Source organism: Mesorhizobium sp. P2_A8 (assembly GCF_056404935.1).
Genome location: NZ_JBFUDB010000006.1, coordinates 424,047 through 450,229, shown reverse-complemented (window position 1 = coordinate 450,229; position 26,183 = coordinate 424,047). Strand labels below are relative to the sequence as shown.

General features: G+C 64.1%; 23 protein-coding genes. 13 read left to right on the top strand and 10 right to left on the bottom strand.

Annotated elements, in window-relative coordinates:
• Window positions 1–111: 111 nt before the first annotated feature.
• The 5 genes from AC1D10_RS20290 to AC1D10_RS20270 all read left to right on the top strand — a co-directional run bounded on the left by AC1D10_RS20290 (window position 112) and on the right by AC1D10_RS20270 (window position 6,924).
• Complete coding sequence (locus tag AC1D10_RS20290; protein ID WP_477274943.1) at window positions 112–1,371, top strand: sarcosine oxidase subunit beta; 1,260 nt, start codon at window positions 112–114, stop codon at window positions 1,369–1,371.
• 68 nt (window positions 1,372–1,439) lie between these two features.
• Window positions 1,440–1,736 carry a sarcosine oxidase subunit delta gene (locus AC1D10_RS20285; RefSeq protein WP_477274941.1) on the top strand — a complete coding sequence of 99 codons (297 nt, stop codon included), beginning with the start codon at window positions 1,440–1,442 and terminating at the stop codon, window positions 1,734–1,736.
• Window positions 1,733–4,729 (top strand): sarcosine oxidase subunit alpha, encoded by a 2,997-nt coding sequence (locus tag AC1D10_RS20280; RefSeq protein ID WP_477274939.1) that lies wholly within the window; start codon window positions 1,733–1,735, stop codon window positions 4,727–4,729. The genes AC1D10_RS20285 and AC1D10_RS20280 overlap by 4 nt, the downstream gene beginning before the upstream one ends.
• Window positions 4,722–5,309 (top strand): sarcosine oxidase subunit gamma, encoded by a 588-nt coding sequence (locus AC1D10_RS20275; RefSeq protein WP_477274937.1) that lies wholly within the window; start codon window positions 4,722–4,724, stop codon window positions 5,307–5,309. The genes AC1D10_RS20280 and AC1D10_RS20275 overlap by 8 nt, the downstream gene beginning before the upstream one ends.
• A gap of 172 nt (window positions 5,310–5,481) precedes the next feature.
• Entirely contained in the window at window positions 5,482–6,924 is a 1,443-nt protein-coding gene (locus tag AC1D10_RS20270; protein ID WP_477274935.1) for an MFS transporter, read from the top strand.
• A gap of 76 nt (window positions 6,925–7,000) precedes the next feature.
• Here the strand turns inward: AC1D10_RS20270 and AC1D10_RS20265 are convergent, their stop codons facing one another.
• Window positions 7,001–7,705 carry a nitroreductase gene (locus AC1D10_RS20265; RefSeq protein ID WP_477274934.1) on the bottom strand — a complete coding sequence of 235 codons (705 nt, stop codon included), beginning with the start codon at window positions 7,703–7,705 and terminating at the stop codon, window positions 7,001–7,003.
• 225 nt (window positions 7,706–7,930) lie between these two features.
• On the opposite strand from AC1D10_RS20265, the gene AC1D10_RS20260 reads away from it, so the two are divergent.
• The 5 genes from AC1D10_RS20260 (at window position 7,931) to AC1D10_RS20240 (ending at window position 15,521) form a co-directional block, all read left to right on the top strand.
• Entirely contained in the window at window positions 7,931–8,473 is a 543-nt protein-coding gene (locus AC1D10_RS20260; RefSeq protein ID WP_477274932.1) for a helix-turn-helix domain-containing protein, read from the top strand.
• 71 nt (window positions 8,474–8,544) lie between these two features.
• On the top strand, window positions 8,545–10,998 hold the full coding sequence (locus tag AC1D10_RS20255) for a GcvT family protein (RefSeq protein ID WP_477274930.1): 2,454 nt from the start codon (window positions 8,545–8,547) through the stop codon (window positions 10,996–10,998).
• Window positions 10,995–11,900, top strand: coding sequence for a homocysteine S-methyltransferase family protein (locus tag AC1D10_RS20250; RefSeq protein ID WP_477274928.1), 906 nt, complete (start codon window positions 10,995–10,997; stop codon window positions 11,898–11,900). The genes AC1D10_RS20255 and AC1D10_RS20250 overlap by 4 nt, the downstream gene beginning before the upstream one ends.
• Window positions 11,893–13,074: a pyridoxal phosphate-dependent aminotransferase gene (locus AC1D10_RS20245; RefSeq protein ID WP_477274926.1), complete on the top strand. Its 1,182-nt coding sequence runs from the start codon at window positions 11,893–11,895 to the stop codon at window positions 13,072–13,074. The genes AC1D10_RS20250 and AC1D10_RS20245 overlap by 8 nt, the downstream gene beginning before the upstream one ends.
• Window positions 13,071–15,521 carry a GcvT family protein gene (locus AC1D10_RS20240; RefSeq protein ID WP_477274924.1) on the top strand — a complete coding sequence of 817 codons (2,451 nt, stop codon included), beginning with the start codon at window positions 13,071–13,073 and terminating at the stop codon, window positions 15,519–15,521. Before AC1D10_RS20245 ends, AC1D10_RS20240 begins: the two co-directional genes overlap by 4 nt.
• A 46-nt stretch (window positions 15,522–15,567) precedes the next feature.
• On the opposite strand, the gene AC1D10_RS20235 is transcribed toward AC1D10_RS20240, so the two are convergent.
• Genes AC1D10_RS20235 through AC1D10_RS20205 form a run of 7 tightly spaced genes read right to left on the bottom strand, consistent with a single transcriptional unit; the run spans window position 15,568 to window position 22,130 of the window.
• Window positions 15,568–16,155, bottom strand: a complete 588-nt coding sequence (locus AC1D10_RS20235; RefSeq protein WP_477274922.1) for an NAD(P)H-dependent oxidoreductase — start codon at window positions 16,153–16,155, stop codon at window positions 15,568–15,570.
• The gene (locus AC1D10_RS20230; protein WP_477274920.1) at window positions 16,155–16,736 is read right to left on the bottom strand and encodes an NAD(P)H-dependent oxidoreductase; all 582 of its coding nucleotides are present in this window, start codon (window positions 16,734–16,736) and stop codon (window positions 16,155–16,157) included. Before AC1D10_RS20230 ends, AC1D10_RS20235 begins: the two co-directional genes overlap by 1 nt.
• Window positions 16,736–18,139: an FAD-binding oxidoreductase gene (locus AC1D10_RS20225; RefSeq protein WP_477275013.1), complete on the bottom strand. Its 1,404-nt coding sequence runs from the start codon at window positions 18,137–18,139 to the stop codon at window positions 16,736–16,738. Before AC1D10_RS20225 ends, AC1D10_RS20230 begins: the two co-directional genes overlap by 1 nt.
• Window positions 18,139–19,440 (bottom strand): cytosine deaminase, encoded by a 1,302-nt coding sequence (locus tag AC1D10_RS20220; protein WP_477274918.1) that lies wholly within the window; start codon window positions 19,438–19,440, stop codon window positions 18,139–18,141. Before AC1D10_RS20220 ends, AC1D10_RS20225 begins: the two co-directional genes overlap by 1 nt.
• A 4-nt stretch (window positions 19,441–19,444) precedes the next feature.
• Window positions 19,445–20,296: an ABC transporter permease gene (locus AC1D10_RS20215; protein WP_477274916.1), complete on the bottom strand. Its 852-nt coding sequence runs from the start codon at window positions 20,294–20,296 to the stop codon at window positions 19,445–19,447.
• Entirely contained in the window at window positions 20,283–21,113 is an 831-nt protein-coding gene (locus tag AC1D10_RS20210) for an ABC transporter ATP-binding protein (protein ID WP_477274914.1), read from the bottom strand. The genes AC1D10_RS20215 and AC1D10_RS20210 overlap by 14 nt, the downstream gene beginning before the upstream one ends.
• A 12-nt stretch (window positions 21,114–21,125) precedes the next feature.
• Complete coding sequence (locus AC1D10_RS20205; protein ID WP_477274912.1) at window positions 21,126–22,130, bottom strand: ABC transporter substrate-binding protein; 1,005 nt, start codon at window positions 22,128–22,130, stop codon at window positions 21,126–21,128.
• Between the two features lie 265 nt (window positions 22,131–22,395).
• Here AC1D10_RS20205 and AC1D10_RS20200 point away from each other — a divergent pair, with 265 nt between their 5' ends.
• On the top strand, window positions 22,396–22,779 hold the full coding sequence (locus tag AC1D10_RS20200; protein WP_477274910.1) for a RidA family protein: 384 nt from the start codon (window positions 22,396–22,398) through the stop codon (window positions 22,777–22,779).
• A 55-nt stretch (window positions 22,780–22,834) separates the two neighbouring features.
• Window positions 22,835–23,638, top strand: coding sequence for a creatininase family protein (locus AC1D10_RS20195; RefSeq protein WP_477274908.1), 804 nt, complete (start codon window positions 22,835–22,837; stop codon window positions 23,636–23,638).
• A 6-nt stretch (window positions 23,639–23,644) separates the two neighbouring features.
• Here AC1D10_RS20195 and AC1D10_RS20190 read toward each other — a convergent pair whose 3' ends face one another.
• Together AC1D10_RS20190 and cobD are read right to left on the bottom strand one after the other, a co-directional pair.
• Entirely contained in the window at window positions 23,645–24,154 is a 510-nt protein-coding gene (locus tag AC1D10_RS20190) for a tyrosine phosphatase family protein (RefSeq protein WP_477274906.1), read from the bottom strand.
• Window positions 24,151–25,200, bottom strand: coding sequence for a threonine-phosphate decarboxylase CobD (gene cobD, locus AC1D10_RS20185; protein ID WP_477274904.1), 1,050 nt, complete (start codon window positions 25,198–25,200; stop codon window positions 24,151–24,153). Before cobD ends, AC1D10_RS20190 begins: the two co-directional genes overlap by 4 nt.
• Between cobD and cbiB the strand changes: the two genes are divergently transcribed.
• The gene (cbiB, locus tag AC1D10_RS20180) at window positions 25,199–26,167 is read left to right on the top strand and encodes an adenosylcobinamide-phosphate synthase CbiB (protein WP_477274902.1); all 969 of its coding nucleotides are present in this window, start codon (window positions 25,199–25,201) and stop codon (window positions 26,165–26,167) included. The genes cobD and cbiB overlap by 2 nt on opposite strands.
• Window positions 26,168–26,183 lie beyond the last annotated feature (16 nt).

The window sequence follows — 26,183 nt, the reverse complement described above, 5'->3', positions numbered from 1 at the left end:
ATCCGATCAATAACCGAGGCGTCGGCCAGTCGAAAGGCAATGGCGCAATATTGGCTTTGCGGATGCGGCCTGCTCTATAGTCTGCCGCATCGCCCGAACCGGATGACACTGATGGCAGAGTACTCGGCCTTTTCGCTGCTCGCGAATGCGCTCAAGGGAAACAAGGACTGGAAGCCGGCCTGGCGCAAGCCGGATCCGAAGGCGTCCTATGATGTCATCATCATCGGCGGCGGTGGCCACGGGCTGGCAACGGCATACTATCTCGCCAAGGAACATGGCATCACCAATGTCGCGGTGCTGGAAAGGGGTTGGCTTGGGTCCGGCAATGTCGGCCGCAACACGACGGCCGTACGCTCGAACTATCTGCTGCCCGCCAACACCCGCTTCTACGAGCATTCGATGAAGATGTGGGAGAACCTGTCGCACGAACTCAATTACAATGTGATGTTTTCCCAGCGCGGCTGCCTGAACCTGGCGCACACGCCGGCTCAGTTCGACGATTATGCACGGCGCGGCAACGCCATGCGCCATCTCGGCGTCGATGCTGAATTGATGACGCCAGCGCAGATCAAACGCCTGATCCCGGCGCTCGATATCTCCGACAGCGCACGCTTCCCGGTGGTCGGCGGCCTGATGCAGCGGCGCGCCGGCACCGCCCGCCACGATGCGGTGGCCTGGGGTTATGCGCGCGGCGCCGACCGGTGCGGCGTCGACATCATCGAGAATTGCGAGGTCACCGGCTTCCTGCGCGATGGCGACCGCGTCACTGGCGTCACGACCTCGCGCGGAGACATCCGCGCCAAGAAAGTGGCCGTCGCGGTCGCCGGCAGCACCGGGCGTGTCATGCAGCTGGCCGGCGTCGAGACGATGCCGATCGAGAGCCATGTGCTGCAGGCCTTCGTCACCGAATCGCTAAAACCCTTCATCGACACCGTCGTGACCTTCGGCATGGGGCATTTCTACATGTCGCAGTCGGACAAGGGCGGCCTCATCTATGGCGGCGATATCGACGGCTACAACAGCTACGCCCAACGCGGCAACCTGCCCATCGTCGACGAGGTGATGAGCGAGATGCTGGCGCTGTTTCCCGGCCTTGCCCGCGTGCGCATGCTGCGCTCCTGGGGCGGTGTCTGCGACATGTCGATGGACGGCTCGCCGATCATCACTGCCGGTCCCCTGCCCGGCATGTATCTCAACTGCGGCTGGTGCTATGGCGGCTTCAAAGCAACGCCGGCTTCCGGCTGGTGCTTTGCCTGGACAATCGCCAAGGATCAGCCGCACGACCTCAACGCCCCCTTCACGCTCGACCGATTCCACCGCGGCCTGGTGATCGACGACAAGGGCCAGGGTGCCAACCCGCGGCTTCACTAGACCATGATCTGGAAAAGTGGAAACCGGTTTTCCGACAAGATCATGGTCAAACAAGAAGATACAATTCGATGCTGATCACTTGCCCCTATTGCGGCCCGCGCGACGTCATCGAGTTCACCTATCAAGGTGACGGCAACCGCGAGCGTCCCGACCCCGCCTCGCAGAATTTCGAAGCGTGGAACGCCTATGTCTACGAGCGGCTCAACCCGGCCGGCGACCACAACGAAATCTGGCAGCATTCCGGTGGTTGCCGCGCGCATCTGAGGGTCGTGCGCAACACGCTGACGCATGAGATTTTGAGCGTCGCCTTTATGCGCGGCGCTCATACCTCTACCGCGCGCCGCAAGGCGGAGGACAAGTCATGAGCCCGCGCCGCACCGACACCGGCGGCCGCATCGATCGGCTGAAAACCATCCGCTTCACCTTCGACGGTGCGGCCTACACCGGCCATGCCGGCGACACGCTGGCGTCGGCGCTGCTTGCCAAGGGCGTCACCCTCTACGGGCGCTCGTTCAAATACCACCGCCCGCGCGGCCTGCTGACAGCAGGTGTCGAAGAGCCCAACGCCTTGGTCACGGTGCTGAAGGGCGAGGTTCGCGAGCCCAACATTCCGGCGACCATGGTCGAGATCCATGACGGGCTGGTCGCCATCAGCCAGAACCGCTTTCCTTCGCTTGCCTGGGACATCAATGCCGTCAACCAGCTTGGCGGCAAGATCCTGTCGGCCGGCTTCTACTACAAGACCTTCATGGGACCGGTGGTCGGTCCGCTCAAAGGGACGCGCTTCTGGATGTTCTGCGAGCACTTCATCCGCCGCGCCGCCGGGCTCGGCAGCGCCGGATCGGCGAAGGATCCTGCCCGCTACGAACGCATGAACGCCTTTTGCGACGTGCTGGTGGTCGGCTCCGGCCCGGCCGGCCTGATGGCCGCCAAGGCCGCCGCCGATCAGGGCGCCCGCGTCATGCTGGCCGATCTCGAACCGCGCTTCGGCGGCTCGGCCAACTGGTCTGACGAAACCATCGATGGCGCGCCGGCCGCCGACTGGGCCCGCCGCACCGTCGCCCATCTCGAAGGCCGTGACAATGTCCGGCTTTTGCCGCGCACCACGGTCTGGGGCTATTACGACAACAACACGCTTGCGGCGTTGGAGCGGGTCAGCGACCACAAGGAACGGCCCGGCAAGGGTGAGCCGCGTCATCGCTACTGGGCGATCCGCGCCCGGTCCGTGGTGCTGGCCACCGGCGCCTTCGAACGGCCGCTGGTGTTCCCGGGCAATGACAGGCCGGGGGTGATGCTGGCGCATGCCGCCGAGCGCTACGCCAACGAGTTCGGCGTGCTGGCGGGCGAACGGATCGCGCTGTTCACCAACAATGACAGTGCCTATCGGGCGGCCGTTGCGTTGAAGAAGGCGGGTGCCGCGGTCGTCGCCATTGCCGACGTTCGGCCAGAGCTTTCGGCCGAGATGCGCAAGCTGGCCGCCGAGGCCGAGGCCGAGACCTTTGCCGGCCATGCCGTCGTCGCCACCGAGGGCGGCAAGGCACTGTCCGGCCTCAAGCTGCAGCGCTTCGACATGACCAATGGCATGCTCGCCGGCGACGCCCGCAGCATCCATGCCGATTGCCTGCTGATGTCGGGTGGCTGGTCGCCGACCATCCATCTGGCCAGCCAGGCCGGCGCCAAAGCGGAATGGAATGCCGCGCGGCAAGCGTTCCTGCCACCCAAGCCGACGCAGCAGCAGTGGATTGGCGCCGGCGCCTTCACCGGCAGTTTTTCCACCGCCGAGGCCATCGCCGAAGGCCGCGCCGCCGGCCTTGCCGCGGCCGGTGGAACGAGCACGCCGGCGGCGTTGCCCACCGTCGAAGCCGCACCCGGCGATCCCGATCCGGCGCCTGTGTTCGAGATCAGGGCGAAGGGCAAGAGCTTTGTCGATTTCCAACACGACGTGACTGCGGAGGATGTGCGGCTGGCGCATCGCGAAGGTTTCGTCTCGGTCGAGCACCTGAAGCGCTACACCACGCTTGGCATGGCGACCGACCAGGGCAAAAGCTCAAACGTCCCCGGCCTTGCGATCATGGCCGAAGCACTGGGCAAGCCGATCCCCGAGGTCGGTACGACGCGCTTCCGCCCGCCCTTTGCACCGGTGTCGATCGGCTCGCTGGCGGCCGAGCGCTTCGGCGATCTGAAACCCGAGCGGTTGACGCCGATGCATGACTGGCATCTCGCCAATGGCGCGACGATGTATTCCGCCGGCCTCTGGTACCGGCCGATGATCTACGGCCACGCTGGAGAGACGGTCGAGCAGGCCTATGTGCGCGAAGCCAAGGCGACGCGCGAAAGCGCCGGCATCGTCGATGTCTCGACACTGGGCAAGATTGCCGTGCAGGGGCCCGACGCCGCCGCATTCCTCGACCGCGTCTACACCAACATGTTTTCGACGCTGGCCGTCGGCAAGGCTCGCTACGGGCTGATGCTGCGCGAGGACGGCCTCGCCTTCGACGACGGCACCACCTGGCGACTTGGCGAGCAAGATTTCCTGATGACCACCACCACAGCTAACGCCGGCAAGGTCATGCAGCATCTGGAATATTTCCTCGACGTGATCTGGCCGGAGTTGAAAGTGCACGTCACCTCGGTGACCGACGAATGGGCGGGCGCCGCGATCGGCGGACCCAAGGCCAGGCAGATCCTCGCCTCTTGTGTCACCGGCACATCGGTCGACAATGCCTCACTGCCCTTCATGGGCATCGTGCGCGGCGAGATATCGGGCGTGCCGGTGATGATCTGCCGGCTGTCCTTCTCCGGCGAAATGGCCTTCGAGGTCTATTCCGGTGCCGGCTATGGCACCCATGTCTGGGAAACGTTGATCGAGGCCGGCAAGCCGTTCGGGATGGTCACCTACGGGCTCGAGGCGCTGGGCACGATGCGCATCGAAAAAGGCCATGTCACCGGCGCCGAGATCGACGGCCGCACCACGGCGCGCGATCTGCATCTCGACTGGATGCTGTCGAAGAAGAAGCCGTTCATCGGTTCGGCGATGATGGACCGCGAGGGCCTGATCGCGTCTGACCGTCTGGAACTGGTCGGCCTGATCGCGCTCGACAACCGGCCGCTCAATGGTGGTGCGCACATCGTCGAGCAGCTGGACGAGGCCGATCCGCACGGCTCGATCGGCCACATCACCGCCTGCTGCTATTCGCCGGCACTCGGCAAGCATATCGCGCTGGCGCTGGTCAAGGACGGCAAGGCGCGGCGCGGCACACGCGCCCATGTCTCCGATCCCTTGCGCAACCGGTTCGGACCGGTCGAGATCGTCTCCAATCACTTCTTCGATCCGGACGGGAGCCGCATGCATGGTTGAGCCCCAATCGCCACTTGAGCCGGAGTTTCACATCGGTTCGCACGGCAATTTCGAGCATGGCGTCGAGATCATCCTGACCGAGACGCGGCCCGACTCGATCGTGCAGCTCGCCGCCTGGCCGGGCGAAGAGAAGAAGCTGATCGCTGCCATCCGCACCGTTACCGGTCTTGCATTGCCCGATGGCGCCGGCGGCGGCCTGAGCGACGGCGTGAAGTCGGTGTTCGGCTTCGCGCCGGGAAGATTCACCGTCGCCGACGAGGCCGAAGGTCTGGCCGCGGCCTTTGCCAAGGTGGTGACGCCTGCCATCGGCACAGTGACCGACCTGTCGCATGGCCGCACCGCCATTCGCATCGCCGGACCGAAGGCCGAATGGGTGCTGGCGAAATTCTTCGCCATCGACTTCGCGCTGCCGGCCTTTCCGGTCGGTGCCGGCCGCTCGACCGCCCATCACGATGTCTTCGCCCAGATTCAGCGCACCGGCGCCGATCAGTTCGACCTCTATGTCTTTCGCTCATTCGCGCGCTCGTTCTGGAAGGCGCTCTGCCATGCCAGCGAAGAAGTCGGCTACGAGGTGCAGTAGGCGGCGCGGCCGGATGGCCGCACCGTTGCTGCTGGCATCAAGGCCAGCCGGTTCTGCCGCTAGAGAATCGCGCCGCAGGCGGCCATGATGGGAAACGTGGCCGCCAGACCGGCCCAAGGGGTATGAAAACCCCGTCTCAGACTCGGCACATTCGTTTGGTTCGAACATCCCCATGACCGCAGAAATATCCGCCGGCGCCACCGATCGCGCCGATGTGTCGGCCAGAGCCATGCTCTTGCTGCCGCTGACGGTCGCCTGCGGTGTCTTCATGACCAGCCTCGACCAGAATGTCGTGGTGACGGCCCTGCCCGGTATCGGCGAAAGCCTCGCCCGCCCGCCCAGCCAGCTCGGCCTCCTGATCACCGTCTATGTCGCCAGCCTGATCATCTCGATGCCGCTTGGCGGCTGGGCCGCCGACCGCTTCGGCCTGCGCAATGTCTATTGCTTTGCCTTGCTGGTGTTCGCCACCGCATCGGCGCTGTGCGGGCTGTCCGACAACATCTGGATGCTGGTCGGCGCACGCGCGCTGCAAGGGTTCGGCGGCGCGCTGATGGGCACGCTCGGCCAGGTCGTCATCCTGCAGACCTTTCCGCGCAGCCGCACGCTGAAGATCAACATGTATATCTCGCTTGCCGGCCAGTCCGGGCCGCTGGTCGGCCCGCTCGTCGGCGGCGCGCTGACCACCTACATTTCCTGGCGCTGGATCTTCTTTATCAACGTGCCGTTCGCGCTGGCGGCGGCCTTTCTCGCCGCCTCGCTGTTTCCGACAGTCACCAAGCCGGTGCGCACGCCGTTCGATTTTCCAGGCTTTCTGCTGGTCGGCAGCGGCATGGTCCTGCTGGTCTTCGGCATGGATTCGCTGGCCGCCAAGGACGCGGCCGGCGGCGTCATCGCCGGTGAACTGGCGCTGGCGCTAGTCATCCTGACCGTCGCCTCATTTTACTGCCTGCGCGTGCGCAATCCGCTGCTCGATCTCAAGCTCTTGCGCATCCGCACCTTCCGCATCTCGTTCCTGACCGGCGGCGGGCTGGACACGATCGGCCTCAGCTCGGTCGTCTTCCTGCTGCCGTTGATGTTCCAGCTCGGCTTCGGCATGAGCGCGGTGCAGGCGGGATCGCTGACCTTCGTTGCCGCGGTCGGCTCGGTCGCGATGCGGTTCTTCATGCCGCGCGTCCTCAACCGGTTCGGCTTCCGCCGCGTGCTGGTCTACAACACGCCGATCGTCGCCGCCATGGTCGCCGGCTTCGCCTTGATGCAGGCGACCACGCCGGTCTGGATCGTGCTTGCCTACATCTTCATCTTCGGCATCTTCCGCTCGGCGCAATGGGCGTCGACCGGCAACCTCGCCTATTCCGACATCGCACCAGAGCAGCTCGCCCGCTTCAGCGCGCTCTATTACATCCTGTGGCAGCTGGCGGTGGCGATCAGCGTCGGCCTCGCCGCTGCAGCACTGTCGTGTCTGGCCGGGGGCGGCCCGGCCGTCGCCGACGATTTCCGGATCCTGTTCGTCATCGAGGGCGTCATCACGCTCTGCGCCCTGCTCGCCTATCTCAAGCTGACGCCGCAGGACGGCGCCCATGTCAGCGGCCACGGCATGCAGGTGAATACCGAATAGTGCATGTCGCCCAAAAGTGAGCAGCGGTTTGGGATAACGACATGCACAGGTGACGGCCAGCCGCCAGCGGGCCGCTTCACTCGCTGAACGTCACCCAGTCTTCCAGCGGTACGCGGTCGGTGCGGAAGGCATTTTCGGGCTTGGAAATGTCCTCAAGGCCGAGCGCCATGCCGCAGACGACGATTTCCTCGTCTGGAATGTTGAGCACCGGCCTGATCTGCCGGTGATAGGGCGCGAACGCCGCCTGCGGGCAGGTGTGCAGGCCCCTGCCCCGCGCCGCGACCATGATGTTCTGCAGGAACATGCCGTAGTCGATCCATGAGCCCTGGTTGAGCCGGCGGTCGATGGTGAAGATCATGCCGACCGGCGCGTCGAAGAAGACGAAGTTGCGGTCGTGCTGGGCGCGCATCTTGTCGACCTCCCGGCGGCCGATGCCGAGCGCGCCATAGAGGCCGAAGCCGTTGGCGCGGCGGCGGGTCAGATAGGGTTCGAAGAACTGGGTCGGATAGTAGCGGTACTCGTCCCAGTCGGCCTTTTCGGCGCGGATGCCGGAGTTGAGAATGGCATCGGTGATCTGCTGCTTGGTCTCGCCCTTGGTGACGTAGACCTTCCATGGCTGCATGTTTGTCCCGGACGGAGCGCGCGCCGCAACCGCCAGAATGGCGCGGATGGTGTCGTCATCGACCATGTCGGGCAGGAATGCGCGCACCGAGCGACGCGACAGAATCGCCTCGTCGACGATCTCGGCGTCATCCACGATTCGAGCCTTGTTCTCCAGCATGGGCCGTGCCTTACCCTTTGTCTCGATCGGACGTCCCCACTCGCCGCTCGCGGCCGAGCCTTTGCATGAACCGCCAAAATCGCGCAAGCGAATCTTGAGCATTGGTGAAAATCTGCTTGATTTTTTCACGAGCTTGTTTTCTCATGAAATTTGACTGGAACTTTTCATGAAGTGGCCGTTTTGCCTTCACCTACCGCAAGAACATGGCAGGGACCTGACGAACGTGTGCTGGCCAGCGATATCAGGGCGTTGCGCAAGACGCGTGGGCTGACGCTCGCGGAAATCGCCCTGAAACTTGGCCGTTCGGTCGGCTGGGTCAGCCAGGTCGAACGTGGCCTCTCGACACCATCGCTCAGCGACCTCAGAGCTTTCGCCGAACTGTTCGGCGTGCCGATCAGCCTGTTCTTCAGCCATGATGTGCCAGTCGAAAGCGAGCGCGGCGTGGTTGTGCGCGCCGGCAGGCGCCGTACGCTTGGCACAAGCGAATCCGGCCTGGTGGAGGAGCTTCTGTCGCCCGATCTCGGCGGTAGCTTCGAGATGGTGCGTTCGGTCTTCGCGCCGGGCGCGGAACTGAAAACCGAGGCGCGCCGGCCAACCGAGGAGGCCGGATACGTCGCATCCGGACTGTTCGACATCGAGATATCAGGCGTCTGGCACCGGCTTGGCGAAGGCGACTCCTTTCGCTTCGAAGGCAGGCCCTACCGCTGGCGCAATCCGGGTACCGAGCCGGCGGTTGTCATCTGGGTGGTTTCGCCACCGGTCTATTGAATGCATGTCGCCCAAAAGTGTGCGGTGGGATAACGAGCGCAACGCGCCTTAGGTTTGTTGGGGAGAAGAACATGGCCGGTTTGCCGAGCACGGCACGCGTGGTGATCATCGGAGGTGGTGCCGTCGGCACGTCCTCGCTCTATCATCTGGCCAAGGCGGGCTGGACCGACTGCGTGCTTTTGGAAAAGAACGAGTTGACCTCCGGCTCGACCTGGCATGCCGCCGGCAATGTGCCGACCTTCTCTTCGTCCTGGTCGCTGATGAACATGCAGCGCTATTCGACCGAGCTTTACCGCGGGCTGGCCGAAGCGGTCGACTATCCCATGAACTACCACGTCACCGGTTCGCTGCGGCTTGCCCATACGAACGAGCGCATGCAGGAGTTCCAGCGTGCCAAGGGCATGGGCCGCTATCAGGGTATGGACATCGACGTGATCGGCGTCGACGAGATCAAGCGCCGCTACCCCTTCATCGAGACGCATGAGTTGAAGGGCGCGCTCTACGACCCGAGCGACGGCGATATCGATCCGGCGCAGCTCACCCAGGCGCTGGCCAAGGGCGCGCGCGACATGGGCGCCAGGATCATCCGCTTCTGCCCGGTCACCGGCGTGCGCCGCGAGAACGACGAGTGGGTGGTCGAGACTGCGCAAGGCGAAATCCGCTGCGAGATCGTCGTCAATGCCGCCGGCTACCGCGCCGCCGAAGTCGGCAAGATGTTCGGCCGCGAGGTGCCGATGATGGTGATGAGCCATCAGTACATCTTGTTCGAGGAAATCCCCGAGCTGGCGGCATGGTCAAAGGAACAGGGCAAAAAACTGCCGCTGCTGCGCGACGTCGACACCTCCTACTATCTGCGCCAGGAAAAGAACGGCATGAATCTTGGCCCCTATGAGCGCAATTGCCGCGCGCACTGGGCGACCCACAACGACCCGATGCCGGAGGACTTTTCCTTCCAGTTGTTCCCCGACGATCTCGACCGGCTGGAACATTATCTGGCCGATGCCGTCGCCCGCGTGCCGATACTGGGCACGGCCGGCCTGTCCAAGGTCATCAACGGGCCGATCCCCTACACGCCGGACGGCAATCCGCTGATCGGCCCGATGCCTGGCGTTCCCAACGCTTTCGAGGCTTGCGTCTTCACCTTCGGCATCGCCCAGGGCGGTGGCGCCGGCAAGGTGCTGGCTGAATGGGTGACGCGGGGCCAGACCGAATGGGACATGTGGTCGTGCGATCCGCGCCGCTTCACCTCCTTCGCCGCGGCGCCGGACTACTGCGTCGCCAAGGGCATGGAGATCTACGGCAACGAATACGCCATCCAGTTCCCGCGCCATGCCTGGCCGGAAGGCCGCGACCGCAAGCTGTCGCCGATCCATGATCGCATCAAGGCGTTTGGGGCCCGTTTCGATGCCTACAATGGCTGGGAGCGCGCCACCTGGTACGCGAAAGACGGCGACGACATCTCCGAGGAAGCGACCCTGACCTTCCGTCGCGAGGGACCGTGGCATCATCGCGTCCACGAGGAATGTCTGGCCGTCCGCGACGCGGCCGGCATCCTCGACCTGCCGGGCTTCTCGCGCTTCAACCTTGAAGGTCCGGGCGCCGCCGAATGGCTGAGCCTGCAGGTCACCGGACTGGTGCCGAAGCCCGGCCGCATCGGCCTCGTCTATTTCGCCGACGACAAGGGCCGCATCGTCACCGAAATGTCTGTCGTGCGTCACGACGAGAATCTGATGACGCTGATCACCGCGGCGGTTGCGCAATGGCATGATTTCGAGTGGCTGAAGTCGCGCATGCCCAAGGACGCACCGTTCAAGCTGATCGATCGGACCGAGGAATTCTCCACCCAGATCCTGGCCGGCCCCAACTCGCGAAAAATCCTCGCCGATGTCTGTGACGCCGACCTCACTCTGCCATGGCTGACGCATCAGGAGACCAAGATCGCCGGCCGATGGGCGAAGCTTATTCGCGTTTCCTTCGCCGGCGAGCTCGGCTGGGAAATCCACACCCGGGTCGACGACACCGCCGCCATCTTTGACGCCATCTGCGCGGCAGGACAGCAGCATGGTCTTAAGCCATTCGGCATGTATGCGCTGGATTCGCTCAGGCTCGAAAAAGGCTACCGCACCTGGAAAGGCGACCTGTCGACCGACTATTCGATCCTCCAGGGCGGACTGGAGCGCTTCGTCAAATGGGACAAGCCCGACTTCCGCGGCAAAGCGGCCCTGCTGAAGGAGAAGCAGCAGGGCGTGAAGAAGCGCTTCGTCACTCTGGTCGTCGAGAACCCCGGTGGCTGCGACGCCCCTTCTGTTTCCACACTCTGGCACGACGGCAAGATCGTCGGCGAGACCACATCAGGCGGCTGGGGTCATCGCATCGACAAATCGATCGCGCTCGGCATGCTGCGCGCCGATCTGGCGGAACCGGGCACGACGATCGAGGTCGAAATCTTCGGTGACCGTTTTCAGGCGGTTGTGCAGAAGGACGAGCCTTTGTGGGATCCGAAGAACGAGAGGTTGCGCGCATGAAGAAAATCATCCTGACGGATGGCGGCATGGGTCAGGAACTGGTCCGCCGCAGCAAATCCGAGCCGACGCCGCTATGGTCGGCCAGGGTGCTGATCGACGAGCCGGATCTGGTGCGCGACCTGCACGCGGAATTCATCCGTGCCGGCGCCCGCGTCATCACCATCAACACCTATTCGGCGACCCCCGAACGCCTGGCGCGAGAGGGCGCGGAAGACCTCTTCAAGCCTTTGCAGAAGCGCGGCATCGAATTGGCCAAGCAGGCCCGCGACCAGGCCGGCGATGCAGCGATCGCCGGCTGCCTGTCACCGCTTTTCGGCAGCTACGCGCCCGCGCTGACCATTTCATATCAGGATACGCTCGACATCTATCGCCGCATCGTTGCCGAGCAGGCTGATGGCGTCGACCTGTTCCTGTGCGAGACCATGGCGTCGGCCGAGGAAGCGCGCGCGGCGGTCACAGCGGCATCGGAAAGCGGCAAACCCATATGGGTATCGTGGACACTGGCCGATCACGGCAAGCCACGCCTGCGCAGTGGCGAGACAATAGCCGCCGCGGCAAGCGCGCTCGACGGCCTGACAGTCGCCGCGCGACTGCTCAACTGCTGCCGGCCGGAAGCGATCGCCGCGGCTTTGCCTGAACTGATCGAACTCGGCGGCCCGGTCGGCGCCTATGCCAATGGCTTCACCTCCACCGAAGCGCTCAAGCACGGCGGCACCGTCGATGTGCTGCATGCTCGCCACGACCTCGGTCCAGACGCCTATGCCGACCAAGCGATTGGCTGGGTCGAGGGCGGCGCGGACATCGTCGGCGGCTGCTGCGAAGTCGGACCGCCGCACATCGCCGCGTTGCGCGACCGGCTCGGACACGCCGGCTATGAAATTTCTGGAGGTATACATGCCTAGACCATCGTCGCGCATTTCCGGCATCGTGCCTTCGGGCAAGGACGGCTGGGAAGTCCATTCGGCCGCCTGGGCCCGCAAGGCGGCTGGCGAAGACATCATCATGCTGTCGGTCGGCGACCATGATTTCGATACGCCTTCGGAAACGATCGAAGCCTGCGTGGCAGCGGTTCGCGGCAGCAACCACCACTACACCCCGCTTCCCGGCCTGCCGCGCCTGCGCAAGGCAATGGCGGCAGCCTCGAGCGCCTGCACCGGCATTGAGACCACGCCGGATCAGGTCATCGCCACGCCGGGCGGCCAGGCCGCACTCTACGCGGCCGTGCAAGCTGTGCTCGACCAGGGCGACCATGCCATCGTGGTGGCGCCATACTACGCCACCTATCCCAACACGTTCAGCGCCGCCGGTGCCAGTTTCACCGTGGTCGAGACGCCGGCCGAGGATGGCTTCCAGCCGCACGCTGACATGATCCGCGCGGCACTTCGACCGAACACGCGCGCCATTCTGATCAACACACCGAACAACCCGACCGGTGCGGTCTATTCGCGCGAGCGGCTGGAGCAACTGGCTGAGGTCTGCAGGGAACATGGCCTCTGGCTGCTGTCGGACGAGGTCTACTGGACACTGGGCGGCGGCGAGCACGTCTCGCCGCGCTCGCTGCCCGGCATGGCCGAGCGCACACTGGTCATCAATTCCATGTCGAAGAGCCACGGCATGACCGGCTGGCGCATGGGTTGGCTGACAGGCCCCAGCGAGATGATCTCGCTGCTGATCAATCTCAATCTGGTGACGACCTATGGCTTGCCGGCCTTCATCTCGATTGCCTGCGCCGAGGCGCTCGAGAACCGTTATGGCGTCAAGGAGATCGCCGAGCGCTACGCCGCGCGCCGCACCGTCCTGCTCGACGCCGTGCGTGGCATGAACGATGTGACCGTGCGCGGTTCCGAGGGCGGTATGTACGTCATGCTCGACATATCAGCGGTCGAACCCGACGACGAGAAATTCGCGTGGGCCTTGCTCGACAAGGAAAGGGTTGGCGTGATGCCCGGCTCCAGCTTCGGCGAGGCCGCCGCCGGTCACATTCGCATCAGCCTCTGCCAGCCGGAGCCCGTGCTGCAAGAAGCAGCGCTTCGGCTGCGCCGTTTTGCTTCCAGCTATCGCCGCGAGGCCGCATGACCGCCAAGGCCATCCCCACCAAGGCAAGAGCCGTCATCATTGGCGGGGGCGTCTCCGGCTGTTCGGTTGCTTACCATCTGGCCAAGCTCGGCTGGACCGACATCGTGCTGCTGGAACGCAAGCAGCTGACGTCGGGTACGACCTGGCATGCCGCCGGCCTGATCGGCCAGTTGCGCGGTTCACAGAACATGACGCGGCTGGCGAAATACTCCGCCGACCTCTACGTCAAACTGGAAGCCGAGACCGAGGTCGGCACCGGCATGCGCCAGGTTGGCTCGATCACCGTGGCGCTGACCGAGGAGCGCAAGCACGAGATCTACCGGCAGGCGTCGCTTGCCCGCGCCTTCGATGTCGATGTCCGCGAGATTTCACCCAAGGAAGTCAAGGAGATGTACCCGCATCTCAATATCTCCGACGTCGTCGGCGCCGTGCACCTGCCGCTCGACGGCCAGTGCGATCCCGCCAACATCGCCATGGCTCTGGCCAAGGGCGCGCGTCAGCGCGGTGCCACCATCGTCGAGAATGTGAAGGTCACCAAGGTCCATGCCAAGGCCGGTCGCGTCACCGGCGTGTCGTGGGCGCAAGGCCAGGAGCAAGGCACCATTGAGGCCGACATCGTCGTCAACTGCGCCGGCATGTGGGCACGTGAACTCGGCGCCCAGAACGGCGTTACCATCCCGCTGCACGCCTGCGAGCATTTCTATCTCGTCACCGAGCCTATCCCCGGCCTTACCCGCCTGCCGGTGCTGCGCGTTCCCGACGAATGCGCCTACTACAAGGAAGACGCCGGCAAGATGATGCTCGGCGCCTTCGAGCCGGTGGCCAAACCCTGGGGCATGGACGGCATTCGCGAGGATTTCTGCTTCGACCAGTTGCCCGAGGACATGGAGCATTTCGAGCCGATCCTCGAAATGGGCGTCAACCGCATGCCGATGCTGGCGACCGCCGGCATCCACACCTTCTTCAACGGCCCCGAGAGTTTTACGCCCGACGACCGCTACTATCTCGGTGAAGCGCCGGAGCTGTCCGGCTACTGGATGGCGACAGGCTACAATTCGATCGGCATTGTCTCGTCCGGCGGCGCCGGCATGGCGCTGGCACAGTGGATCAACGATGGCGAAGCGCCGTTCGACCTGTGGGAAGTCGACATCCGCCGCGCCCAGCCGTTCCAGAAGAACCGCCGCTATCTCAAGGAGCGCGTCTCCGAAACGCTCGGCTTGCTCTACGCCGATCATTTCCCCTACCGGCAGATGGCAACGTCGCGCAATGTGCGCCGCTCGCCGCTGCATGAACATCTCAAGGCACGCGGCGCCGTGTTCGGCGAAGTCGCCGGCTGGGAGCGCGCCAACTGGTTCGCGCGTGAGGGACAGGAGCGCGAATACCGCTATTCATGGAAGCGCCAGAACTGGTTCGACAACCAGCGCGAGGAACATCTGGCGGTCAGGAACAAGGTCGGCCTGTTCGACATGACCTCGTTCGGCAAGATCCGCGTCGAGGGCCGCGACGCCTGTGCCTTTCTGCAGAAACTCTGCGCCAACGACATGGATGTGGCACCGGGCAAGATCGTCTACACCCAAATGCTCAACCAGCGCGGCGGCATCGAGAGCGACCTCACCGTGTCGCGGCTCTCCGAGACGGCGTTTTTCCTCGTCGTCCCTGGCGCGACTTTGCAGCGCGACCTCGCCTGGCTGCGCAAGCATCTAGTAGACGATTTCGTGGTCATCACTGACGTGACTGCGGCCGAAGCCGTGCTCTGCCTGATGGGACCGGACTCGCGAAAGCTGATCCAGAAGGTCAGCCCGAACGATTTCTCCAACGAAGCCAACCCGTTCGGGACTTTCCAGGAGATCGAAATCGGTATGGGCCTGGCCCGCGCCCACCGCGTCACCTATGTCGGCGAACTCGGCTGGGAGCTCTATGTCTCGACCGACCAGGCAGCCCATGTCTTCGAGGCGATCGACGAGGCTGGCGCGGATGTCGGCTTGAAGCTCTGCGGCCTGCACACGCTGGATTCCTGCCGCATCGAAAAAGCCTTCCGGCATTTCGGCCACGACATCACCGATGAGGACAATGTGCTGGAAGCAGGCCTTGGCTTTGCCGTGAAGACGGCCAAGGGCGATTTCATCGGTCGCGATGCGATCCTGCGCAAGAAGGAGACCGGATTGAAGCGCCGGCTGGTCCAGTTCCGGCTGAAGGACTCGCAACCGCTGCTGTTCCACAACGAAGCGATCCTGCGCGACGGCAAGATCGTCGGCCCGATCACCTCCGGCAATTACGGCCATCATCTCGGCGCCGCCGTCGGGCTGGGCTACGTACCGTGCCAGGGCGAAAGCGAAGCGGATGTGCTGGCCTCATCCTACGAGATCGAGATCGCCGGCGAACGTTTTGCCGCGGAAGCGTCGCTGAAGCCGATGTATGATCCGAAGTCGGAGCGTGTGAAGATGTAGCGCCTTACCCTTCTCCCCATGAAACGGGGAGAAGGACGCTAATCCGTCAAAACCGCTCCAGCTTCGCCCGCACTTTCGCCAGAAACGCGGCCCGCGTCCGCGGCGTCGAGGCATCCATCAGATAGTGCGCGAGAAAGAAGGTCCGGCAGCGCGTCGCGCACAGCGCCCGCATGCCGCGCAGCAGGGTCTTGCGTCCGGGCTGGCCGACGACGACACTCCACCAGGTCGGCGCGCCGCAGGTGGTGATGACACCGACCTTGGTCACATGCGTCATCAGCGACTTGATCCGCCCCTTGCCCGCCGGCAGCCTGAAGGCGACGTCTGTCGCCCACACCCGGTCGAGCCAGCCTTTCAGCATCGCCGGCAGCCCGTACCACCAGGTCGGATAGACGAACAGGATCGCTTCGGCCCAGTTGAGCAGCTCGAAATGCGGCTTCAGCGCCGGATCCTGCGGCGCCTGGTCATTGTAGGAACGCCGCTCGTCGCAGCCCATCACCGGATCGAATTTCTCGGCATAGAGATCGAGCAGCCGCACCTCCCAGCCCCTCGCCTTCAGCACTTCCACGGCAGTGTCGCGGATCGAAGCGCAAAAACTCTCCGGCACCGGATGGCAGTAGACCACCAGCGCGCGCATCAGAAGGCGTCCATGCTGGCCGCGACCTTGACCATGAACGCCTTGCGCGTCTCGATGGTCGACAGGTTCATCGCATAGTGCGCGAGATAGCTCACCGGCGCGCCCGGCTTTACCGTGGCGCGCAGCATGCGCTTGATCAGCTTGCGTGGCGGGTCGCCCATCAGCATGGCGCGGAACCGGCTGCCGCCATAGGTGGTGACCGCCGCGACCTTGACTATGTTGTGCAGCGATGGCTGCACCTTGCCATTGACCAGCTTGAACGACACGCCAGGTAGGAAGACGCGATCGAAGAAGCCCTTCAGGATCGCCGGAAAGCCGTAGTTCCAGACAGGATAGGAAAGCACCAGCGCATCGGCCCGCAGCAGGCGCTCGACATAAGGCGCCACCGTGTCGGCGGGGCCGCGCTGATTGTGATAGTCCAGCCGTTCCTGGCGCGTCAGCCGCGGATCGAAATCCTCGGCGTAGAGATCGCAATCATCGACCGTATGGCCCGCTGCCGTCAGCCGCTCGACGATCATCCGGTGCAGGCCGGCGTTGAAGCTGGCCTCGACCGGATGAGCATGGAGAACGAGGATGTTCATCAGCCTGCCTTTTGCAGCCCCTTGAACAGGAAGGTCCGGCCCGAACGGTAGTCGTAATCCGGGTTTTCCCAAGCGATCATCTTGCCGGGGTTTAGCAGGCCTTGCGGATCGGTCTCGCGCTTGAAGGCAAGCTGCACCGCGTCGGTCTGCTTCATGCCGCCCTCTTCCAGAGTGTAGCGGTGCGGGTTGAAGATCGGGCAGCCATTTTCCTCATGCAGGCGCACGATTTCGTCGAGCCGCGCTTCGGTGGTGAACTTGACCAGCGGCAGGCCGAAGCAGGTGATGTTGCCGTCCAGCCGAACGAATTCGAGATGCGAGAACACCTCGCCGGGGAACATCGCATCCATCTTCTCGACCAGCGCCAGCTGATTGGGAAAGGGATAGAGCGATTGCAGATAGGTGATCGAGGGGTCGACGCGCAGCGCCCTGAGCGTGGTGTGGTTCCAGGCCAGCTCATAGGCCGGCGGCAGGCCCTTCTTATCCTCCGGCCTTGCTGTGGCGGCATTGAAGATCACCTCGCCACCGGCACGGCGGGTGAACGCAAGGAAGGCGTCTAGCCCATGCTGCGCCACCATGACGACACAGATGCTTAGCCCATCGCTTAGGAACTTCTGGTGCCGCTTGAAATAGAGCTGCGGCACGGGAGCCACGATCGGCGTGATCAGTTTGGTAAGGATGCCGTCCTGGCAAGCCAGCGCATTGCCATAGCGGGCCGCGTCCATGAAGACGTCGAAGCCGACGATGACATCGACCCAGTCGTAAGCTGCGGTCAGCGGCATCTCGACTTCAGTGATGATGCCGTTGGTGCCATAGGCGTGGGTTACCTTGTGGAGATCCTCGCCGGTGAGTTCGAGCGCTTTCGGCTCGGCCTCCATGGTCACCACGCGCAGCCGCAGGACATTGCCGAAATCGCGCAGGCCGCCGAAATTGATCGAGCCGACGCCGCCCGAACCCCCGGCGATGAAGCCACCGATCGAGGCGGTGTTGTAGGTCGACGGCGACAACCGGAGTTCCTGTCCCGAATGCGCCCGCGTTGCCTTGTCGATGTCGGCCAGAACTGCGCCCGGGCCGGTCACCACACGACCCGGCGCGATCGACTTGATCTCGTTCATCTCGGCAAGGTTGAGCACTACGCCGCCCGAAAGCGGCATCGCCTGGCCGTAATTGCCGGTGCCACTGCCACGCGGCGTCACCGGCACGCCATGTCGGTGACAGGCGGCAAGCACGCGGATCAGTTCGGCCTCGTTCTTCGGCGTGACGATCAGGTCGCCGGTGACATGATCGAGCTGCTGCTTCAGCACCGGGCTGTACCAATAGAAGTCGCGGCTCTTCTGCTGGACGATGGCTGGATTGTCGTCGAGCTTCAGCCCATCGAGATCGCGTTTGAGTGCCGAAACGTCCATCATTCCACCATCAGTCCGTCGAGTTCGGCATAGTCGGGCAGCTGCCGGTCGATCGCGCGCCCGGCGCGCACGACGATGCGATCCGATTCGGGCCGCGACAGCAATTCCGTCCAGTTCCGGCCCTTGAACACGATGAAGTCGGCATCGCCGCCAGCAGCAAGCGTGCCGAAACCGTCGAGCCGCATCACCTTGGCCGGTGTCGCGGTGACCGCTTGCGGCCAATCGGCGACAGGATGATCGAAATGCAGGATGCGCGTCGCCATGCGGTAGACCTCCAGCATGTCGAGATCGCCATAGGCATAGAAAGGATCACGCGTGTTGTCGGAAGCAACCGCCACCGGAATGCCCCTGGCCTTCATTTCGTGCAGCAGCGTCACGCCGCGCCAGCGCGGCGTGGTGTGGTCAGCCCGCCGATCCTGCAGATAGAGGTTGCACATCGGCAGCGACACGATTGCGAGCCCGGCCTTCGCCACCTTGTCCAACGTGTCGAGCACCTCGAGGTCCGGCTGGCGCGCCAGGGAACAGCAATGGCCGACGAGGATGTTGCCCTCGAAACTGTTCCAGAGTGCCGCCTCGGCGATCTTCTTCAGCGAGATCGCGGCGATGTCATCCGTCTCGTCGGCATGGAAATCGAGATCGATGCCATGCTTGATCGCCTGCCCGAAGACGTGGTCGAGCAGCTCTTCCAGATCCGGCACCATATAGGTGACGACACCAAGCACACCCTTGGCCGCGGCAACCCTTTTTGCCAGCCTGTCGAACCATTTCCTGTCGCGCACGCCCTCGATGCCGATCAGGCATGCGCCCTGCAATTCGATCCGGCCGCGCCATGTCTCACGCATCGTCTCGAACACGGGCCAGGAGATTTCCTCCTGCGGCGCGACGCTGTCGAGATGGGTTCGCAGCGCCCTGGTGCCATGCGCGTAGGCCGAGCGCAGCGAGAAATCCATGCGCCGCGCCACGTCCTCGGCGCTCCAGCGGGCGGCGCGGTCGGCACCGGTGGCATTTAGCGCTCCCATGAAGGTGCCGTCGGGATTGGGTTTTCGCGGCCAGATATGACCCTTGTCGATGTGAGTGTGGCAGTCGACGAAACACGGCAGGATGATACGTCCGCCGAGGTCGACTGCGTTCACCGCGACTGCTGTACGGCCATGTGCGGCAATGCCTGCGATTTTTCCGTCAGCGACGGCGATGTCGGCAAGCGCAAAGCCATCGCTGTCGACGGTTGCGACAAGGCCGAGCGTCAGGGACGCGTGCAGTCGGGCGTTGGTGAGGCGGTATGAACCTGTGTTCGGTACCAAGAAACTAGCGCTCCTGCTTCAGCGCGCTTTCGTGCCAGCGCCTTAGAATGAGATGCGAAATCAGCGACAGCACAAGGAAGATCAGGATGCCGGTGAGCGAGATCAGGAACAGCGCCGCGAACAGTCGCGGCGCATTGAGCCGGTAGCCGGCCTCGATGATGCGCGAGGCAAGCCCAGACGACTGGCCGGTCGTGCCGGCGACGAACTCGGCCACCACGGCGCCGATCAGTGACAGGCCGCCGGCGATCTTCAACCCGCCGAGGAAATACGGCATTGCCGCCGGTAGTCGCAGATACCGCAACTGTTGCCAGCGCGTCGCGCCGTTGAGCTTGAACATATCGCGCAGATTGCGGTCGACGGAGTTGAGGCCGAGCGTGGTGTTGGACAGGATCGGAAAGAAGGCGACGATCCAGGCACACAGCAGAAGCTTGGTCGTCTGGTTGTCGACATAGATGTTGATCAGCGGAAAGATCGCCACGATCGGCGTCACCTGCAGCACGATGGCGAACGGGAAGAACGACATCTCGACCCATTTCGATTGCGCGAACAGCACCGCCAACCCGACCCCGCCGACAACAGCGAGAAGCAGGCTGAGGAAGGTGATGCGCAAGGTCACCAGCAGCGAGGAGAACAGCAGGCCGGCATCGTTGTAGAGTGTGAACAGCACGACGCCGGGGCGCGGCAGGATGTATTGCGGGATTTCGTTCCACACGCAGATGCGATCCCACAGCCAGATCGCCAGGATCATGATCGCCAGTGGCAACACCCAGCGGCCGACCCGCTCGAGCCGCTCCTGGCGCACGCGGCGCGCTTCCTCGGGGTCGAGTTTGAGGACGCCCTCGTCAATGGCCGTCATGATGCACGCCCGCCGTTGAATTGATGGCCTTGACCAGCACATCGGAAGCTTGCCGGCAAAGTGCCGCGTAGTCGGGCGAGGTGCGAAACGCCTCGTCGCGCGGATAGGCCGCCTCGATCGCGAGTTCGTCGAACACCCTGCCCGGCCGCGCCGCCATGACGACGACGCGGTTGGAGAGAAACACGCTTTCGAAGACGCTGTGGGTGACGAAGACGACGGTGAAGCGCTCGTCCTGCCACAGCTCCAGAAGGTCATTGTTGAGCTTGAAGCGGGTGATCTCGTCGAGCGCGGCGAACGGTTCGTCCATCAACAGCACGCGCGGCTTGGTCACCATCGCGCGCGCGATCGAGACACGCATCTTCATGCCGCCCGACAGTTCGCGCGGCACCGCGTCTTCGAAGCCGGTCAGGTGAACCCGCGCCAGCATTTCCGTCACCGCCGGTGCCGCCTTGGCACGGGAAACCCCTTTCAGCCTGAGCGGCAGCCAGACATTGTCGAAGACGCTGGCCCAGGGCAGCAGTGTCGGCTCCTGGAACACGAAGCCGATGTTCGAGCGGTCAAGCGAGCCGCCACCGCGCCAGTCGAGCACGCCGGAGGTCGGCGTCGACAGGCCGGCGATCAGCCGCAGCGCCGTCGACTTGCCGCAACCTGACGGTCCGAGCAGGCTGAGGAAATCGCCTTCCCGGATCGTCAGATCGACATCGCTGAGCGCTGTCACGCCGTTGGAAAAGACCTTGCCAACGCCACGCAGCGCCAGCAATGTCGGAGCGACATCCGACGCGCTCGCCGGCGCTTGCGCCACATTCTCCTGCATCATGCCGGAACCGGACTATTTCTTCAGGTCGAGCCCGACGCCCTTGTTGACGAAGGTCAGAGTGTAGGCCTTCTTGATGTCGATACCGGCTGGCGTGACCTTGGCTTTGACCATTTTATCGTAAAAACTCTGAATGCGCGCGTCGGTCATGGCGCCGATGCCGAGCTTCTCCGTGTCGCCTGAATCGGCAAGGCCGAACTTCTTCATCTGCTCGATCGAGAACGCGATCTGCTCGTCGCTCATGTCGGGATTGTCTTTCTTGATCATGTCGTTGGCAGCCTTGTTGTCGCCGTACAGATATTTGTACCAGCCCTTGGCCGAGCCATCGACGAAGCACTGGACTACCTCCGGCTTCTTGTCGATCGTGTCCTGCATCACCTCGATCGTCGTCGAGTAGGTGTCCCAGCCATAGTCGGCAAGCAGGAACTGGTTCGGTACGAAGCCGCCTTCCTTCTTGACCGCGAACGGTTCTGACGTGACATAGCCCTGCTGGATCGACTTCTTGTTGGCGAGGAAGGGAGCGGTGTTGTAGGTGTAGGGCGCGCGTTTGGCGGCGTCGAAGCCGAGTTCGATGACCATCCACTGGAAGAAGGTCTGCACACCCTCGTCGCCCAATATGTACTGGTCGGCGTTCTTCAGATCTTCCCATTTGTCGAGCCCCTCGCCGGGGTGGGACATCATGACCTGCGGGTCCTTCTGGAAATCCGCCGCCACCACGCGCATCGGAATGCCTTGCTGGACGGCGTCGAAAGCCGACAGCAGATTGCCGCCCATGTAGAAATCGATCTTGCCGGCCAGCAGCATCGGCCGGCCGCTGACCTGCGGACCGCCCTGCATGATGGTGACGTCGAGGCCGCAGGCGGCGTAGGTGCCGTCAGCCACTGCCTGATAATATCCGCCATGTTCCGGCTCGGCCAACCAGTTGGTGCCGAAGGTGACTTTTTCATTCGCCGCGGCGCCCAGCGTGCTGGCCGCCAGCAGGGCTAGCACCGCCACCGAGATCTTCTGTTTTCCGTACATCGACACCACCTTTTGTTTGCTCCGGCGCGCCACGCGCCAGGCTCGACACCAAAGATTCAAGAAGCAAGACACATGCCACCGGCGCCTTGCACCGGGGCCGCCCGCTTGCACCACAGCCATCTGCGAAAGCCGGACGGGTCGTGCTGCACCGGAGGCATCGTGCCTATTTTTTGAACGCCTGTCCACAATCGCCCCGGCGACATGCACCGCCATCTTGAAGGGACAGTGCATCCGGTCCTAGGCTACCTGCAAACCGGAGATTGCCATGTTCAAGTTCCTCACCCCCAAGTCGATCAAGCCACCCTTTGCCCGCTACAGCCATGGTGTCGAGGTGCCAGCCGGCAAGCGGCTGGTACTGTGCTCGGGCCAGGTCGCCATCACGGCGGACGACCAGATACCGGAAGACGCCGGCGCGCAGGCCGAGCTTTGCTTCCGCAACATCGCCGCGGTACTCGGCGAGGCCGGGCTCGGTCTGCAGGACATCGTCCGCATCAACACCTATGTCACCGACCGCGCGCACCTGCGGCCGTATATGGATGTCCGCGACCGGCTGTTTTCCAGCCCGGCGCCGGCCTCGACACTGATGATCGTCTCCGGTTTCGCGCGGCCCGAATTCAAGGTCGAGGTCGAGGCCATCGCGGCTGGGTGATCGACAGGCCGCCCTTGCCGCGCTAGGTCTGGCCTAATCATCGAAGAGGCATGACATGACTGTTGCGAAGAAGCGCGTGTGGTGGGGCGACTACCGCACAACCGAATACGCCTCGATCGATCCGGAGGCGACGGTCGCCGTGCTGCCGCTGGCGGCGATCGAGCAGCATGGCCCGCATCTGCCGGTTTCGACCGACACCTCGATCATGAACGGCATGCTCGACACGGTGATTGCCCGCCTGCCCGACGATCTCGACATCCGCATCCTGCCGGTGCAGGCGGTAGGCAAATCGAACGAACATCTTCACGCACCGGGCACCCTCACCCTGCCGGCAACGACGCTGGTCGAGGCCTGGACCGAACTTGGCCTGTCGATCGCGCGCGCCGGCGTGCGCAAGCTGGTCGTCGTCAATTCGCATGGCGGTAACGAAGAGATCATGGGCATCGTCACGCGCGAACTGCGCGTGCGCGAAAACATGCTGGCAGTGAAGACCAGCTGGCAGCGCTTCGGCCGCCCGGCCGGCATGTACACCGAACTTGAGGACCGCCACGGCATCCATGGCGGCGATGTCGAGACGTCGCTGATGCTGCATTTCCGGCCGGATCTGGTCGATATGGGCAAGGCCGACACTTTCGTTTCCAATGTCGCGAAGGCCGAAAAGGAATTTTCGCTGCTGCGCCACACCGGCACCCATGCCTTTGCCTGGATTGCCAGCGACCTCAATCCGAATGGCGTGGTCGGCGGCGCCAGCATCGCGACGGCCGAGAAAGGCCGGCTGACCGCCGAACATCAGGCCGACGGTTTCATCGAGCTGCTGCGCGATGTGCGCAAGGCGAAGCTCGCCGACTGGCTGAAGTAGCTGGTTTTAATTGTCGATCGTCAGTGCAAAAGGTGTTCCCTCGAAAGCGTCGGCGCCGCGCCCGATCCCCTCGATCGCCTCGATCATGCGGCCGTTGCGGTCGAGCAACACATCGGCCACCGCAATGAGTCGAGGATTGGGTGTCGCTGATGGCGACAGCGCCCGCAGCGTCCGCGCCAGTTCGGCTTCGTCGCGTTTCGGCGCCAGTGCGGCGACGATGATATAGGCCGAAGCGGTCGAGCGGCTGATGCCGGCATAGCAATGCACGACCATCGGCTTTGCCCGGTCCCACCGGCGCGCGAAATCGAGCAGGCTGCGGACATGCTCCTCGCCCGGCATGGTCATCCCGTCCTGCGCCACCGCGATGTCGTGCATGACCAGATGCAGATGGTTTTCCGGGGCGATCGAAGCCGGGCGGACCACCTCCGTGCCGGCGGCGAGCAGCGACAGCATGCGGTCGGCGCCGGTCCTCGCAACCGTTTCCTCGACCTTTGCCAGCGAGCAGACATGGATCATTGTTTAGAACCCTTCGATTGATCCTCGCGCCGCGACGCCCATTCGGCAAGAGCGGATTCGAGCCGCTGCCATTCCTCCCGACTCCCCGGCAGGCCGGCCCGCAGGACACCCGGGCGGTCGGTGAAATGGCGAAGCAGGATGCCGCGCTCGCCAAGCGCGGAAAACAGATCGGCGGCATCGGGCATGCGAAGGTAACGGAACAATGTGGTGCCGCCCGCGACAGGAGCGCCGAAGCGGCCGAACAGCCCATCGAGCCGCGCCGATGCATCCGCAAGGGATGCCCGCATCGCGTCCTGCCAGCCGATATCGGCAAGCGCGCGGATGCCGTACTCCAGCGCCGGGCCAGCGACGGCCCATGGTCCGAATTGCGTGTCCACCCGGTCGACCGTCGCTGCATCGGAAAGCACAAAACCGAGCCGCAGCCCGGCCAGGCCAAAGAACTTGCCGAACGACCGCAGCACCACGATGCCGCCCTGGCCGACATCGCCGGCGAGGCTGTGTTGGCGTGGGCCGACGTCCATGAACGCCTCGTCGACTACCAGCAGCCCGCCCTTGGCGCGCATCCCTGCAGCCAGCGCCAGCAGCCGGTCGCGCTCGATGATGCGCCCATCCGGATTGTTCGGATTGACGACGATGGCAAGGTCGGCTTTTGCCAACACCTCGAAATCGCCGACCTCCGCCACCTCATGTCGCGCGATCGCCGCTGCCCGCGCATGTTCGGCGTAGGTCGGCCCCAGCACCAGCGCCTTGCCAGGCGCGATCAGCGATGCGACGCGCGGCAACAGGATCTGCGTGCCGGGTGCCGCCGCCACATTGGCTGGCGAAGGCGCGCCATAGGCGCGCGCCGCGACCTCGACCAGCTCGCGGGCGCGCCCGGCTTCCGGCAACCGCGACAGGATGGTGGCGGGCAGGTCGAAAAGCGGGTAGGAGTGCGGATTGATACCGGTCGAGAGGTCGACGAAAGGCTGAGGTGCGTTGGGGAAAAGCACCCTCGCCCGACCTAGACTTCCACCATGGTCCACCGCCGCCCCATCAAGAAGCTTCATGTCAGTCCTGATCGCTTTCCTGTCATTGGCCGTCGAATTCGTCCTGGGCTATCCGGACTGGCTGTTTCGCGCCATCGGCCATCCGGTGACGTGGTTCGGCAGGCTGATATCCTTTCTCGAACGCAGGCTCAACCGCGCCACTGATCCCGACGCACTGCGTCGCAAGCGCGGTGCTCAGGCGCTGCTGGTCATCGTGCTGGTGCCGGCGGCGATCGGGCTCGGCGTGCAGGTCCTGCTCTGGTTCATTCCCATGGGATTGATCATTGCCGCTCTCTTGGCGACATCGCTTCTGTCGCAGAAGAGCCTTTACGAGCATGTCGAGGCTGTGGCGGACTCACTCGACACCGGTGGCCTCGCTCTGGGCCGTGTTGCCGTCTCGCGAATCGTCGGCCGCGATCCGGAAACGCTGGACACGGCCGGTGTCTGCCGCGCGGCGATCGAGAGCCTGGCCGAAAATTTTTCTGACGGCATCGTTGCCCCCACCTTCTGGACCGGCGTCGGCGGACTTGCCGGCGGCGCCGCTTACAAGGCCGCCAACACCGCCGATTCGATGATCGGCCACCGCACCCCGCGCCACGAGGCCTTCGGCTGGGCGGCGGCGCGCTTCGACGATTGGATCAACCTGCCGGCATCGCGGCTGACGGCGCTGCTGATCGTGCTGGCTGCATTCCTGGTCAAAGGCGCAGATGCGAAAAATGCCTGGCACGCGGTGTGGCGCGACGCGACAAAACACCGCTCGCCCAATGCCGGCTGGCCGGAAGCGGCGATGGCCGGCGCGCTCGGCCTGGCGCTCGCCGGACCACGCAGCTACGGCGGCGTGCTGGTCGACGACGTCTTCATGGGCGAAGGCGGCCGGCGCGAAGCCGACAGCATCGACATAAGGCAGGCGCTGAAACTCTACCGCGTCGCCGACTATCTGCTGATCGCGCTGTTCGGTTTGGTCTCGGTCGTCGTCATTGTGGTGTGACGCATCGAGGCGCCGT